Origin of the sequence: Hoyosella sp. YIM 151337 (assembly GCF_026041215.1) — a bacterium.
Lineage (GTDB): Bacteria > Actinomycetota > Actinomycetes > Mycobacteriales > Mycobacteriaceae > Hoyosella.
In genome coordinates this window covers 26,459-41,449 of the sequence record NZ_JAPEIQ010000026.1, presented here as the reverse complement: position 1 = coordinate 41,449, position 14,991 = coordinate 26,459, and the positions used below count along the sequence as shown (strand labels likewise).

The window sequence follows — 14,991 nt, the reverse complement described above, 5'->3', positions numbered from 1 at the left end:
TGAGGGAGCCACCGATGACAGTTGCCCACGAATACAACAAGCAGGACGCGCGCAATGACATCGCGGGCGTCCTGGGAGTATCACCAGACGACCTGGCCGAAGGCGTGAACCTATCAGACGCCGGGATGGATTCGCTCCGAACCATGGCGCTCGTCGAAAAATGGCGAGAAGCCGGGTTCGCGCACATCGACTTTGTGACCCTGGCCGCAGATCCCACGATTGACTCGTGGCTCGCCGCGCTCTTTGACCAAGCGGCTTAGATTGGGGTCGCGCTGCGTGGTGTGTTGTATCGGTTTACATCAGCGTTCGCGACAGAACTCGCGCACAAGACGCGTGAATTCATCTGGACGTTCGAGACTGCTGACATGGCCGCATCCACGGATCACAGCGAGTCGCGCACCGGATATGCCGCGCTCGAACCTCACGGGGGGAGTGTTCCACACCTGCAAAGCCGCGATCCCCTATGTGATCGCAGGGGGCCGGGGCGGGAGCATCGTGATCACGTCTTCCGACGCAGGTGTCAAAGGTTTCGCTCGATTCGGACACTACGTCGCATCCAAGCACGCAGTCATCGGCCTGATGCGAACCCTGACCATGGAACTCGCGCCGCACTCGATACGGGTCAACGTGGTCGCGCCGACGAACTGCAACACCGACATGATCCAGAACGACGCCGTGTACCGGCTGTTCCGGCCCGACCTCGAAAGTCCCACCCCGGAGGAGTTCGCTGAGGCATCGTCCACGCTGCTGGCCCTGCCGCAACCCTGGGTTGAACCCGCGGACGTCTCCAACGCTGTCGTCTTCTTAGCGTCTGACGAAGGCCGCATGATCACAGGAGTGACGCTGCCTGTTGACGGTGGGTCGGCGGCGATCTGACGAGGAGGATGCGTGGGTGCATGCTCGGTGAGCCGTAACCGAGCCCGCACCGCCCGGGATGGCGGGAGAGGTGCAACTCGCGCTTCCCGCAGGCACACATGGGTTCTCCCCCTGCTGCTTCGACGGTGACACGTCCACGGACAGTGCGGGCATCCAACACTTAGGTTCGACAACCGTCGTGATCGGATGACGATCCAGATGAGTCGGAAAAGGAGGCAACCCATGAATCCTCAGCACAACGTCCTAGCAGGGGGCCGAGGCGGCAGCATCGTGATCACCTCTTCCGACGCAGGTGTCAAAGGTTTCGCTCGATTCGGACACTACGTCGCATCCAAGCACGCAGTCATCGGCCTGATGCGAACCCTGACCATGGAACTCGCGCCGCACTCGATACGAGTCAACGTCGTCGCGCCGACGAACTGCAACACCGACATGATCCAGAACGACCCTGTGTACCGGCTGTTCCGGCCCGACCTCGAAAGTCCCACCCGGGAGGAGTTCGCGATCGCTTCGGCCCGCGAGGAGACCCCGAGCTTCCGGAAGATGCTGCTGATGTGATGTTCGACAGGGTGTTTGCTCAGGAAGAGACGGTCTGCAATCTCATCGTATGTCAAACCTTCCGAGGTGAGGTCTGTGCGTCATTCGCGGCGGTGTTCGGGTCGGTTGTCGGGTGAGGCGTGACTCGGCGTCGTTCGCTTTGGCGGTATCGTCTGTGGCGACGGCGATCTAGGTGGGCAGAGCCCAGTGTGCGGCGTTCATGGGTGTGCATTCGGATGTGAAGCCCGGGCGAGGACGCGCCGCGCAATGCCTTGGTCGCTGTAGTGATCGCTTGGGCCCGTGCGATGTGGCGGTCTTTTGTATCCGGATCGTCGGTCATCATCTTTCGTAGGTTGCGCGATAAGTCGTTGACATCCGGTTCAGTGGTCGGGATGTCGGCAACACCAGGGACACGCGAATAGAACAGTTCAGTGAACATTCATGTCGCGCGTGCAGTTAGACAGCACCGGCCGGTGTGCAGCTGTAATGCTTGCGCCGTGTACCTTAAGTCAGCTGCAAGGGTGGTGGCCGCGGCGTGTTTTACTGCAGCCGCGTTATGTGTGGGTGCGGGTACGAGTTTCGCAGCTCCGGCGATGGAAGCGACCTTTTCCCCGAACCCTGACGGTACAGTCACGGCAACCTTCATGGCCGAAAGTGACCGCACCGGTGAAGACTTTTACTGCTTCTTCACGATCGATGGTTCAACGACCACCGAGATCGTATTCGACGACGATGACGGTGATGCTGACGGCCGGATATCAGCCACGCAGACGCAGGACTGGCTCGAAATGCATCAATTAACTGTAGCTGACGTCCTTGCCGAAGTCCGGTGCTTCGAAAACATGCCCGACCGCGTTAGGGACATCGAAGTGAGCTACGGCGCGCACCTGCATCTACCCGGCGATGGCACGCCGGTCCAAGGTCAGTACCTAGAACCATGGGAACGCGGATACTGCATCGAACGCCCGTACCTTGCAGAGTGCAAACAGTTCAACGGAACCATCGAGCACGTCGTCAACAAGGACCGGATCGAATCTCATTTCACCGTAACGAGCGAACCGGGTGGCTACGTGTGGTGCCGATTCACCTTATTTGACGAGGAAGGTGTGCAGCTCGGTGCCGCACCCGCACATGAAGGCAGAAGCCCGCTGGCCTATACACTGACGCACCCGTTCCTGCCCCCGGGCACCTACCGGGTCCAGACGTCCTGCCACGATGACGCACGAGTAGAAGACCCTCTCGAACTCAACGAAACACTTGCCCTCAACGCCGCTGAACCGGCCAGACCGCAGCCTCCCGTGTTCGGGTCATAAGACTCGTGACGGGAAAGGCCACCTGATAACCCGAAGATCATGAGCGTGAGCTCGATGCAGAAGAAAGCTGGGAAGACGACCTCGCGCAGCGAGGCCGACCAGGTCGAGGTCCGGGAGCTGGACAAGGCAGCCCGGGCTCGCGGTGAGGATCTGACCGGCGCGGACGGGCTGCTCAACGGGTTCCGCCCGGACTTTTGCATTGCGGCCGGCCTTTTAACGCCAAAAACGGGGACATCAAACTAGCCGTTGACACTCGCTGACTGTGCGTGCTAGCACGGGTAGAGGCGGTGCTCCCGCGCCTGACCCGCTGTGATGGGGCACCTTCCGTCGGAGGTGTAAAAAGGGGAAGTCTCCGCAGTGATCGGGAGCAGACATGAGTATCAGGAATGCATCTGACCGGGTGATCGTGCAGGCGATCAATACGGGGTCGGTCGACGCGGAGGACCTCGTTGGTAGCGAGGGCTGGAAGCGTATTTGCCAAGTTCGTGGCCGGAATTCAAAGGCAGTGGACGAAGAGGCTTGGCAATCGCTCTGCGCCCGCCGCGGGTACCTCTTGTCGCGGCGTAACCCTCGCGGCTTCTAGCGGCTAGGCCGGTGGAGGATAGTCACCACTATCCGGCGTACGTAGGGTTCACTCAACGCTAGAACCTCCTCGCACGCGGCCTGGACAGAAGCGGACGAGTGGCCTTGACCCATTGGGATGGCAGGCTTCCGTGGAGCTGTACCGCCCGATTCTGTCGTATGACGAGTTGGGCGGTCTCTTCGATGAGGGCCCATCCGTCTTGTATGACGCGTTGGCGAAGGTGCTTGGTCTGGAGCAGATTTCGGATGCGGAGAAGCGGCTTGTAGATCAACACACGTTGCAGAAGAAGCCCCGCGCGGAGGCGAACACGCTCGGTAAGGCACTGAAGGCGGCCCTTGCCGAGTCGGAGGATGAACGCGCGGTCGCAGCGCTTAAGGAGGTCAAGAAACGGGCACCGGATCTTGATGCCCTAATACAGCTGGTCACGGGTGCTCGCGTGGGTTCCGGTGACGGTTTGCTCACCCAGCTGCGGGCCATCGTGTCGCTTTCCATCCCGACGCATGAGGCCGTGACCGCTGCCGCGTCTACGTTCCGGCAGAAACTCGCTCGCGTCGCGGAAGTAGCGGACGACGTGTTGGAGATAGCGCAGAAACGGAATGAGTTGCTTGATTTGGCGCTGAGTTTTCAGCACCAGCACGGTGCGGTCGCGTGTCCCGTGTGTGGTGAGGGAGAGCTGAATGAGGACTGGAGAATTCGCGTCGAATCAGAACTGGCTCAGCAGAACGAACAGCTGGCGAAGCATCGCCGGGCCGCGAACGAACTCCGCTCCGCTCGTGGTGCGTTGATCGGGCTGATCAATCAGGCGGGCACAGCGCCCGAGGTGATGGATGTTGCTCTCGCATCACTTGACGCATACCGTTCAGCGCGCAAAGTGTGGGTCGAGGTGCCTGCATCGGATGCAGAACTCGCAGAGCATGTGGACCGTAGGTACTCGAAGCTGGCCACGACGCTCACGAATGTTCAGGCCGAGGCAGAGCGGGAGCTCGCCGTGAGGGAAGATCGATGGGCTCCGCTTGCGGCTGATCTCATCGCGTGGGTGACGCGCGAGCGTGAGGCCCGCAAGGCTGATCCGATCATCAAAGCTCTCGATTCCGCACGCAGCTGGGTCAAGAACAACGCCGCGACGCTTCGTAACCAGCGCCTGCAGCCGATTGCGGAGCAAGCCGCTCGAATATGGGGTGAGCTGCGGCAAGAAAGCAATGTCGACCTCGGATCAGTAAAGCTGGAAGGCACGGGTACGCGTCGACGCGTCGTCCTTGAAGCAGAAGTCGATGGCGCACCGGCGGGAGCGCTTGGGGTGATGAGCCAGGGTGAACTGCATGCGTTAGCGCTCGCGCTGTTTCTGCCTCGAGCGTCGTCACCGGACAGCCCGTTACGGTTCATCATCCTCGACGATCCGATTCAGGCGATGGACCCGTCGAAAATCGAAGGGTTCTTGAGGGTGATCGAGGATCTCGCACGAACTCGGCAGGTGATTGTCTTCTCGCACGACGACCGGCTTGCGACCACGATTCGGCAGCTCGGCGTGACAGCGCAGCTGCTCGAAGTCACTCGCGGAGCACAGTCGGCCGTCAGCGTGACGAGTGCAATGAACCCCGCTCAGCGGTATGTCGAGGACGCGCTGGCGCTCGCCAACGACGAGAACGTGCCCAGCGAGATTAAGAACCGCATATTTCCCGGGTTAAGCCGTCTGGCGATCGAGGCGGCTGCCCGGCAAATCTTCTACGCAAAGCGGCTGCGAGCAGGCGAGTCGCGAGAGGACACCGAAGCCGCGTGGTCTCGAGCGAAAACAGCGTCAGCCAGCCTCGCATTAGCGTTAACCGGTGATCCAGCCGGTGACATTTCCTTCTGGAAGGACCGAGCTCCGTACCGGAAGATCGCGGTCGGAATCGCTGCAGGGGGAGTGCACCGCGGATTGCGAGGTGACCCCAAAGACGCGGCACATGACCTGCGGCGAACCGTCGACGACGTTCTGCAGCTGAAATGAACACCACGGCAGCACTTCTGCGGTATGCAGAACAGGTCCTCGACGGCACGGTGGCCGTCGAACGCGCTCGCGCTTCTCGCGCTGCTGCTTTCTTGGTGAGGCAGGCGCTAGAGGAAATCGTTCTCGAACGCTGCCGTGGACTCGGGCTTAACCTCGAACGGGCGTCGATGAGGTCGCGGCTGATCATCCTGCGGGAGTTAGATGATCGAGAAGCAGGCGAGAAAGCAGCGTCCGCGTGGAACGATCTCAGCCACGCCTGCCACCACCACGCGTATGAATTGGCGCCCACGGCGAGCGAGGTGCGGCATTGGTGTGGGGTGGTGGCGGAGCTGCTGGGGGATCGATAGCGCTTCTTGTCCCGCCGGTGATGCGTCTAGCGACGTGCGAATCGAGCGATCGCCAACCCGATGCCAAAAGGGCACATACGATTTTGGTGGGGTACGTGTGCGTGCAGAAGGTCTCGCGCAGCATTGCTCGATCTCGTTCTTCTCGACATCGAACCATCGCAGAGAAAGGTGATGATTATGACCGAGCAGACCATGAAGATCGATCCGGTGAGATTGGCCGAGGCGGTCGCATTCGCCGCCGACAAGCACAGTGACCAGACCCGTAAGCGCGCCAAAGGGGATAGGCGGCCGCGAATTCCGTATATCAGTCACTTGATGGCAGTGTGCGGAATGGTGATCGAAGACGGCGGTGACACTGATGAGGCCATTGCGGGCTTGCTGCACGATTACATCGAGGATGTCGATGAAGATGGGGCCGATGAACTCGAGCAAAGATTCGGTCTGCGGGTACGCGACATCGTTATCGGCTGCTCCGGTGCAAAGAAGGAGGAGATCCCGGATTTTCGGACTCGCAAGCAGAGCTACCTCGATCACCTGACCGCTACCCGCGACCTAGCGACAGTGCGCGTCTCCCTGGCCGACAAAGTCCATAACGCGCGCTCGACTGTCAACGATCTTGAGACTGATGGCCCTTCAATGTGGGACCGATTCAATGCTGGTGTGGAGGATCAGCTCTGGTGGTACAGTGCGCTTTCCGCGGCCTACACCGATCACGCGAATGACGGTCGTGCTGATAAGCAGCGGGCGGCGGAACTGCGTCGCCTTGTAGACCGGATGAAAGAAATCAGCGCGCAGTGACCGGGCGGTATCGCTGATATTCGATGGCTGCAAGATCCCTCGAGCCAATAAGCGCGAAACGGCCTGCGTGTATTCGACGCCGGGCTCAGGGGCGTCACGCTGGGACTGGTGTGCGCGGAAAAGGAAGAAGGCGCATGATCACAGGGGTGATGCTTCCTGTTGACGGTGGGTCGGCGGCGATCTGACGAGACGGATGCTTGCTCGGTGAGCCGTTACTCCTGTGCTGCGCCGAATCAGTCGTCGTGAAGCAGGTAATTCACGACTGCGCGGTCGGTGTCTGGTAGGTCGTGGATGGCGACGCCGTGGTCGCCGCCGTCGACGGTGATGATTTGTGCGTCGAATGTGGCCGCTAGTGCCTGGCCTCCGGTGTAGGGTGCGGCGGCGTCACCTGTCTGGTGCAGGACGAGGGGAGGGTGGCGGAGTTGTTCGCCTGACCACGGTACGGGGGTGGTGATTGGTTGCCATCCTGCGCAGATTAGTCCGGATCCGAAGACGTTAGCTTCGGCGACGATGCGGTTGCCGCCGGTCAAATAGTCCCAGGCGGTGTTCGGGATGGTGTGTGTGGCTGGCGGGTTGGCGTTTTCGTTGCAGGTGATTGCGGTTATGACGTATTGCATGGATAGCGGGACAGGCACGGTGGCCTCGTCGGGCATGCCGTGGCGGATGGCGTCGGCGATTTCGGGCCATGAGGAGCTGCGGTAGAGGCCGACGAAGATGGTGAGGTCGTAGAGGCGCGAGGGTCTTACGCCGGGGTAGGCGTATTGGGTAGTGCGCCATAGAGGTTCGGTGAGTGCGTCGTCGATGGCTAGGTACTCGTTGGTCCAGGGTGCGAGTTCAGGTGGTGTGTCCCCAGGCTGAGCGGGTGGTGGGGGAACGGGTGCGGGTGCGCCGCTTTCCTGCCTAATCCGGTCTGACCACCTCTCGTACACCGCGCGGGGTGTGGCGCCCAGTCCGTAGATGTCGTCGCGCTGGGCGATCCAGTCGAAGAGATCATGTAGCCGCTGCGTGCGTGCGGGGACGCGGTCGGTGTAGAGCCTCAGCCAGCGTGAATCGGGGGCAACGCCGGAATCGAATACCAGCTTGTCGACACGGTGGGGAAATAGTGTGGCGTAGTCAGCCATAAGTGCGGCGCCGTAAGAGAGGCCGTAGAGGTTGACGGTGTCCTCGCCGAGAGCTTGCCGGACGACGTCGAGGTCGCGTGCGGTGTTTTCGGTGGTGATCGTGTCGACATACTGCGGATCACAGGCTTGCCACAGAAGCGCACCGATCGCGAATGCGCCGACGGGGGTGTCGCACTCGAGCGGGGTTGACCAGCGCAGGCCGCGCGGCTGCATCGCCACGAGGTCGAAATGCTCGCGCAGCCCGACGGGGAACGATACGTCACGTACAGCAGAGAACATGCCGAGTGCATCCGTGCCGGGACCGCCGGGATTGCCGAATAGCACGCCGCGGCGCTCACCCGTGGCGCGGATCCGCGAGACCGTGACCGTGATGGAGCCGCGCGCAGGCGCGTTGTGAGCAAAAGGGACGGTGACCTCGGCGCACTCGGCATCAGGTGCCCGCGCCTCGGAGGGACACGGACCCCACGTCAGTGGGGTGTTGGCATGCGCGAGTGGTGGCAGGAGCGTCGCGACCACCAGCAGTGCAGTGAGGAGAATCAGTCTGGACATCTGGGGTTATTGTGCCTTGGGAAGGGGTTGGCCGACTCCGCAATCTCACCACCTCGGCCAGCGGGATTCTATTTCGAAGGGGAGACGACCGTACTTGCTGCGTCGTCCTACCGCAGTAAGGAGCCGTGCCACCGTATGCTCGAGTTCTCTATCGGCCGAACGCTGACGAGGCAGGTGAGCTGGCGTGGACATCGCAGGCGACGGTGACCTTAACTACCGGGCCTTTATGCAGTGCGAAAACGTAGATGGTTGGTTTCCGGAAATGCAGGCGCAGATTGCCACCTGGCTCCGGGAGAAGGGATGGGACGTCACGGTTGGTCGTGACGGCGAATTCGAACGTCCGCGAGAGTGTCTTTCGATCCGGCATCGGGAGTCGCGGGAGGGAGTCTGCTTCCGGATGACTCTCGAGGAGACTACGGACATAGGCACGTGGACGACTGAGCTCATGGCGCATGATCGCCGGGGTCCAGGTGACTGGCTTTCTGTCGAGGTGACCAATTCCAAAGGGCACTTTGTTAATGTCCCACGGATTGCTCACTATCTTCTGGACTGTCTGGACCTCTATGACGGGCCAGTTGAATTCCGTGGCTCTGCGCAACTGGTCTCCGACCAGCAGTATCCGTCCTTCAGGAAGGTACTCGTGGACAGCGAACGTCATGTGCCGCTCATTGTTGTGGGCATGCCGCAACACCAGGAGGTCGACCTTCCTGGCTTTCGGAAGGACGTTGACTCGTGGATCGCGCAGACACGTGGGATAGCGCAAGCCTTTGTGCTTTCGCCGTCCGTTAATTTGCGGTTTAACAATGAGTCGGCTGAGTTTTCCGTCCCGGCAGGAGCGCTTCGATTGCTTTTCCCTCTCTCTGGTGACAATGCGCTCCAACGGCATCCGGGCCTTAGCTTCGAGTATCTAGCTAAAAGCGACCAATACGAGATAGCGAACATCCTAGGGACCGGGGTACGCCGATATGCAGCGCAGCTGCCCGCACGAAGGGAGGTTGAGCGGATGCGCAAGACCTTCGCGCGTATAGACTCGTCTCCACATCGGGAGATTCATGAGCGGACCGTATGAGTGCGGACTGGTCCCTCACGGCCTCCTGCCGTGCTCAAGACAATCGATCGCGTAGCTGACTGCGTGGTGGTAGTTCCGCGACCGCAGTCGTGCAATCAACTCGTCGGCGTCGTAGCCAACCTGAGAGCAAAGTCGACGGATATGCTTTTCCTGTGCACACGTGGGGTACCTGCTGTCAGGCTGCGAAGCTACCTCGCGGGCAACCGAAGTCGTTGTCTGCTGCTTTCCAGACGTGACCGAGTTCTGTGTGCGTGATCCAGTGCGTTTAAGTTTGTCCGGCAGAGGTTTGCAGTGCACGATGACCAGTTCGCGATTCGCGCGAGTCAATGCTGTGTACAGCGGCCCGAATTTAGCGAAGTACTTGGGAAAAGCTGATGGCTCGACAACGATCACCGCATCAAATTCGAGTCCGCGCGCCTCGTCGTGGTGCAATGCGAGGATCTCGCGATCGTGACTCGTCCAGGCCTGTCCTTTTCCGCCGTCGCCAACCCACCGCGCTTGGCGTAGCTCCTTGCGGACTACGTCTGGATTCGCGCTGATGATTGCGAGTGTGCCGTCCGGGTATTTTCGAAGCAGGCGCTGAAGCTGGCTGACGATACTCTGCCCTAACAGGTCGGCGTTAGAGCGGACCACGACAGGATCTGGTCCATTCTCCTGAAACGGTGTCAGGGCCCGTTGGTCGCGCGGGAGCAGTTTGTTCGCGTATTCAAGGATCGGCCTTGTCGAACGGTAGGCTCGCTCCAGCCTCCGTACAGGTGCTTCTCCCGCTGGCACGATGATGTCAAGGATTTGGTCCCAGCTCGAGAGTGTGTGACTGGACCGCCGCTGATTGAGATCGCCCAGAATTGTCCACTGTCCAGCTTCGTTGATTGCTTGGAGCAGAAACCATTCTAAGGGCGTGAGGTCTTGAGCCTCGTCGACAATGATGTGTTCAATTCCAGTGAGAGACGGCGGTCTAGCGACCTGCCAGCGTATCGCCGCCAGAAGCAGGATATGTCGTCGCTGGTTCATCGCCTGTGGGTACGGTGGGAGTCTGTGAATGTAGGCTTCCCACGCAGCGTCTCTCGCCACAGCTGCACCATGCGCACGGAGAAATTCGTAAGCGTCCTTACTGGTGGGAGTAGTCCTTTTGCGAGCCCGATACGCTTCGACGGCCCAGCCTGCTAGCTGGCCAAGGACCGCGTCTCCATCTTCCGGCACCACCGTGACTTCGCCGACCGGCAACTCTCTTGCGTCGAGAATCCGCGCCAGAAACTCTGCTGTCGATAGAACCTTGATTCTTTCCGAACCTGCAGACAGCCCTTCGATCACGCCGCGCACGTGAGCTGAATAGGCCGGCGTAGGCCCAACGAGGAGTACCCCACCGTCAAGCGTGTTTTCGGGGGGAGTGGCCTTGTCGACTAGGTATGCGGCACGGTGCGACGCGATGATTGTTTTCCCGGTACCGGGCTGCCCTTCGATGATGACGCTCTCCATTGCCGGTAGCGTCACGAGGTCGAACTGGTCCGGCTGCAAAGTTGCTAGTACGGGGGACAGGCCTTTCGTCCGAGGCGCTGCGAGCGCAGCTTTCAACAGGGGTTCCGCGCGGACTCCAGCGTTCCGGGGGGCGGCTGGATCGGGTTTCGTTCGCGGTGGCGGTGCCGCGGATTCAGAGCGCTCCGGGCTGCGCCTGCTGCCAGACTGCGTCGCACGTAGCGGGCGCCGCACTCGGGACTTCGGAGCCTTCAACTCACGCGCTGGAAATGGGTCTGTCGGAGCGTCCTCCCGCAACCGTTCGTCTACGAAATCGACGATTTGGTCCCGTTGGTGCTGGAAGGTGCGAATCACTGCGGCGTTGTCGCAAGTCCCAGTATCACCTGGAGCTCGAAAGAAGCTAAGTGCAAACGGCGTTGTCCAGTTGAAGACTTCGATTCCATCGAACTCGGCGTACCCTACGCCAACGTAGAAGTCGGCACGTCCATCGAGACACTCTTCATCAGGAGCGCCCAGCGCTACACGGCCGATTAAGCGTCCGATAGGAAGCTCACGCTTACGTGGCTGACCGTCGCCTGTCCACCGGTTGTTTCGCGGACCCGCGACGTTGGCTGTGAGTGCGCGCGCCTTCTCAGCCAACTGTTCCGCGTAGCGCTTCTCAATGGCGCGTTCACTAGCGACGATTCGTTGGTTCTCGGAGTCCATCACTGCCCTTCTCGTGCAGTGACTCTGAGAACACACGCGGCCAACGGCTCAAGGCGAATCTCGGGCCGGGCAGTATCGCGAAGCTCCGCGAGAATGCGGTCAAACCGCTGCTTGGCGCGCCGCTTCTGGCTTTCAAACAATCCGATGACGCTCTCGTCACGGCCAGCGGACCTCGCAGACTGGATTCTTTGCTCAATCGCTTGGATCTTCCGTTCGTACTGTGCACCAACGGTTACAAGCCGAGTCTGCTGGAGCGCGTCGAACTCGCGGTCCCGCTTCTCCTGTTCAGTCTGGTGGCGGGACATGAGCTGGTTGAGCGCTCGCTCTGCGAGCTTCGGCAGATGCTGAATCTGGGGCAGCGGCTCATCCCACAGCGCACCTTGGGCGAGCGCAGCGAGCAGAGCATTCGGCGGCCCTTCGCCGGCGGGTGTACCACGGTGAGTTACCGCTGCCCCCCAGATCTCATCGCCTCCTCGCGATGCTGACACTGCTTTTGCCATGACGACAATGTAGAGCCCGGATACGACATCTTTCCCGTCTGCAGAAACTTGCAGGGATGCGTATCGTGCGTGTCGGTGGCTCGGCATATCGGTGGCGGCCATCACGAGCGGGCTGGTAGCAGTCAGCAGCTGCGCCCCACGCGTTCGTGCAAGTTCCTGGTCGAGGACCATCGGGATCGGCATTTCTTCCCTGAGCTTCGCCGCCAGCGCATTCGTTTCGGCACGGGTGCGTCGCAGCTTTTGGGTCAACTCGTCGACCCGAGCGGCCATGGCGGCGTTCCCCCGGAACTCGATTGACTGTCCACCGCGCAGGTAGGTCACTCCCTGTGCTCCGTCGACCTGCGCCCAGTCATCCAGAAGTTGTGCGAGTTCGCGTTGGCCGATGTAGCGACCGGTGCGCATTAGTTCTTCTTCGAGTCCTGCGACGTCAACATCATTGCTGACCAACAGCGCGCTCGAAGCATCTGACACCTCCTCCAGGCCACGCCGTTGCTCTTCTACCGCTGTGAGCGCCTCGTGTATCTTCTGTTCACGCTCCTCGGGGCTGAGCGTGAAATCCAGTCCCGCATCAAGTGCCTTTTTGGCTTCGACAGCGATGATCGGCTCAAGTGCGCCGATTGAAGATTTGAAGATTTCGATGCGGGCGAGCAGCCGAGACAGAATGCGCTCATCGATGGTGCTCTCATTGATGAAGTTAACCACCATAATGGTCTCCTCCATTTGGCCGATACGGTCGATACGTCCAATGCGCTGCTCGACTTCCATGGGGTTCCAAGGCAGGTCGTAGTTAATGACGGCCGAACAAAACTCGAAGTCGAGGCCTTCGCTGGCGACACGGTTGGCCAGGACGAAGTCATATATTCCCGCCCTGAAGTCGCCCATGATCTGCGCCCGCTGGTCGCGGCTGACGCCGCCATGCATCACTGCGACTCGGTAGTCACCTGCTAGCCGTTTGTGCAGGTAGCTCAGTGTAGGCCGTGAATGGGTGAACAGGAGCGCTTGTTTACGCTCTTGGTGCAGCTCGCGCAATATGCCAGTCAACTCGTCGAATTTAGAGTCTAGACTTTCGGGCAGATCGTGCGCTGCACGTACTAACTCTGGGTGGGGTTCGAGTCTTTCGGAACTTGCTTCCGCGTCGGCGTCCGTGATCCGGCCGAATGCAGATGGGTCGAGAACAGCCTTTCGAGCCATAGGCAGACAGGCGCTGGCGAGCCGTAACGGCATTTGCATGGCGTAGTACAACGGCCCGTTAGCTTCGCGAGCGCGGTCGATGCACCATTTGAGGTATTCGCTGTAAAACTTCTCCTCTGCAGGTTTCCAGTGAACCTCGATTCGCGACTCTCTCCGAGCAGCTTTACGGTCGTCGACCTCAACCTTCCTTGTGCGAGTGATCAGGGTCGACAGCATGTTGAGATCGGCTACGTAGCGTTTTGCCTCGACGACGTCACCTGGGCTGAGCTTGTCCTTGTTAAGGAGATCGGTGAGTAGCTTGTACTCGGGGCGCTGCATGATCGAGTCGCCCAGAGCTACGGTGGCGAGTGTTCTGAGTTCAGCGTTGAGCGCGCGCCCGCTGACTCCTTTTAGCCCGAGCTGGGCAGTAACGGAGTTGATGATCCGGTTCGGTTCGAGGCGAAGCTTCAAGTCTTCGATGTCGCCACAGTCCTCCGGTGCTAGCAATTGAAGGAGGTTCTGCAGATCGTCTAAGCCCAGGTTGATTGGTGTGGCGGAGAGGAAAACAAGGTTGTCTGCCCAGTCGGCCAGCTCCGTTCCTAATGCGTAGCTCTTGGTCTCCTTGTTCCGCATGGAGTGAGCCTCATCCAGGATGATCAGGTCGAATTCCGGTGGCACTTTAGCCACTTCTTCAAGCGCCGACCATGTTCGGAGGGTCTCTAGGCTCGCGATGTATGCCTGCCGTTTCGGCAGCCTGTTCTGACTGTGGCGGTTATGGAACTTCTTCAGCTCATTGCGGTCGAGCACGAGCAGCTCAAACCCGAAGCGTTCCTCCATCTCTCCCTGCCATTTCCCGAGCAGGCTCGACGGGCACACGACGAGCACCCGATCAGCCTCTTGCCGCGCTTCGAGTTCGGTCCAAATCAATCCCGCCTCGATTGTCTTGCCGAGTCCGACTTCATCGGCGATGAGCAGTCGCGCCTTCCCGGTCTGCAGGAGCTTCAGCACCGGCTTGAACTGATATGGACGGAAGGTGGTCCGGGTAGCTCGGAACGAAAATAGTGTGTTCGCAAACCTTCCTCGAAGCTTCGCGCGCGTCAGCGTCGCACCGAACCGTGTAGCTGGCACCGGCTCGCCAACAACCCACGTCGTCGGATCATCTATCTGCGGCCGAGGCTTCAGGCGCGATTCGAAGACCTCTTCCCGCCGACCTTCCACCAGCACCGTGTAAGACCACTCGCGGAGAAACCTCCTGCTCTGAATCACTACATCGAGGCCGCCACTCGTGATCGCTGCTTCGTGAAGTTCAAACAGGGGTGCTGGCACCGGCTCTGCCTGTAGCCATTGGTCTTCAGCCCAATTCCAAATGGCAGCGAGTGGGTGATTCTCGTCAAGATCGGGCTCCTCGACGACCACAGCGTCTGCGGGAAGATCCGCGCCGCCGACCTGGACGAGCAAGGAGCCATGCTCGATTCCGCGAAACCAATAGAGGCCTTCCGCCACGTTGTCGTCGGCTTTCCACATAAAGCGGCATTCGGGTGTTCGTCCGTACAGACCCTGCACTGGCAGACCGACGATCAGCGCCCGCGTGAATCGACCAAACTTCAGGGGAACGTCGACGTCCGCACACTCTGGGTGGTAACCGAACGAGAGTCTCGAGTCATCTCGCAGAGGGACTGTAGATTCCATTTCTCCCAGCACTCCTCGTTTGGCTCTCCGCAGTGCGGCGGTTTAGTTCACAGGTACGTGGCGGCGGCTTGAGAGCAGGATCGATCCGACTAAATGATCCACTCACGCAAGCAACTAGTTTTGCACTGCTATGTGCAGTATCGGCGGGAACGCTCGTTTCATTTCGGTATCGGGTGTACGCGTCCAGGTGTCGTGTGCGGGCGGGTAGATGGGAACGTATTTCCTTGTCTTAACGGAGTGGTCCGTCCGATTTCGCTACTTTTCGCATATGCCA

General features: G+C 60.2%; 11 protein-coding genes and 3 pseudogenes. 9 read left to right on the top strand and 5 right to left on the bottom strand.

Annotated elements, in window-relative coordinates; translation table 11 throughout:
- The first annotated feature begins 14 nt into the window (after positions 1–14).
- The 3 genes and pseudogenes from ONR57_RS12840 to ONR57_RS12830 form a co-directional block, all read left to right on the top strand.
- Positions 15–260 carry a phosphopantetheine-binding protein gene (locus ONR57_RS12840; RefSeq protein ID WP_265123886.1) on the top strand — a complete coding sequence of 82 codons (246 nt, stop codon included), beginning with the start codon at positions 15–17 and terminating at the stop codon, positions 258–260.
- A gap of 157 nt (positions 261–417) precedes the next feature.
- Positions 418–876 (top strand): annotated as a pseudogene (locus ONR57_RS12835) (SDR family oxidoreductase); the annotation flags it as partial.
- A 249-nt stretch (positions 877–1,125) separates the two neighbouring features.
- Positions 1,126–1,392 (top strand): annotated as a pseudogene (locus tag ONR57_RS12830) (SDR family NAD(P)-dependent oxidoreductase); the annotation flags it as partial.
- A 44-nt stretch (positions 1,393–1,436) separates the two neighbouring features.
- Here ONR57_RS12830 and ONR57_RS23515 read toward each other — a convergent pair.
- A pseudogene (locus ONR57_RS23515) lies at positions 1,437–1,490 on the bottom strand (hypothetical protein); the annotation flags it as partial.
- Between the two features lie 567 nt (positions 1,491–2,057).
- On the opposite strand from ONR57_RS23515, the gene ONR57_RS12825 reads away from it, so the two are divergent.
- From ONR57_RS12825 to ONR57_RS12800, 6 genes are all read left to right on the top strand, one after another.
- Positions 2,058–2,726, top strand: coding sequence for a hypothetical protein (locus tag ONR57_RS12825; RefSeq protein ID WP_265123884.1), 669 nt, complete (start codon positions 2,058–2,060; stop codon positions 2,724–2,726).
- Between the two features lie 45 nt (positions 2,727–2,771).
- On the top strand, positions 2,772–2,969 hold the full coding sequence (locus tag ONR57_RS12820; RefSeq protein ID WP_265123883.1) for a hypothetical protein: 198 nt from the start codon (positions 2,772–2,774) through the stop codon (positions 2,967–2,969).
- A gap of 130 nt (positions 2,970–3,099) precedes the next feature.
- Positions 3,100–3,309, top strand: a complete 210-nt coding sequence (locus ONR57_RS12815; protein WP_265123882.1) for a hypothetical protein — start codon at positions 3,100–3,102, stop codon at positions 3,307–3,309.
- 130 nt (positions 3,310–3,439) lie between these two features.
- Positions 3,440–5,296 (top strand): recombinase RecF, encoded by a 1,857-nt coding sequence (locus ONR57_RS12810; protein WP_265123880.1) that lies wholly within the window; start codon positions 3,440–3,442, stop codon positions 5,294–5,296.
- Positions 5,293–5,643 carry a hypothetical protein gene (locus ONR57_RS12805; RefSeq protein WP_265123878.1) on the top strand — a complete coding sequence of 117 codons (351 nt, stop codon included), beginning with the start codon at positions 5,293–5,295 and terminating at the stop codon, positions 5,641–5,643. Before ONR57_RS12810 ends, ONR57_RS12805 begins: the two co-directional genes overlap by 4 nt.
- A gap of 177 nt (positions 5,644–5,820) precedes the next feature.
- Positions 5,821–6,441, top strand: coding sequence for an HD domain-containing protein (locus ONR57_RS12800; protein WP_265123877.1), 621 nt, complete (start codon positions 5,821–5,823; stop codon positions 6,439–6,441).
- Positions 6,442–6,674: 233 nt separating this feature from the next.
- On the opposite strand, the gene ONR57_RS12795 is transcribed toward ONR57_RS12800, so the two are convergent.
- The 4 genes from ONR57_RS12795 to ONR57_RS12780 form a co-directional block, all read right to left on the bottom strand.
- Positions 6,675–8,111, bottom strand: a complete 1,437-nt coding sequence (locus ONR57_RS12795) for an alpha/beta hydrolase (protein WP_265123875.1) — start codon at positions 8,109–8,111, stop codon at positions 6,675–6,677.
- 148 nt (positions 8,112–8,259) lie between these two features.
- Entirely contained in the window at positions 8,260–8,769 is a 510-nt protein-coding gene (locus ONR57_RS12790) for a hypothetical protein (RefSeq protein ID WP_265123873.1), read from the bottom strand.
- Positions 8,770–9,195: 426 nt separating this feature from the next.
- Positions 9,196–11,358: an ATP-binding domain-containing protein gene (locus ONR57_RS12785; protein ID WP_265123872.1), complete on the bottom strand. Its 2,163-nt coding sequence runs from the start codon at positions 11,356–11,358 to the stop codon at positions 9,196–9,198.
- Positions 11,358–14,717 (bottom strand): DEAD/DEAH box helicase, encoded by a 3,360-nt coding sequence (locus ONR57_RS12780; RefSeq protein ID WP_265123871.1) that lies wholly within the window; start codon positions 14,715–14,717, stop codon positions 11,358–11,360. Before ONR57_RS12780 ends, ONR57_RS12785 begins: the two co-directional genes overlap by 1 nt.
- Positions 14,718–14,991: the final 274 nt, after the last annotated feature.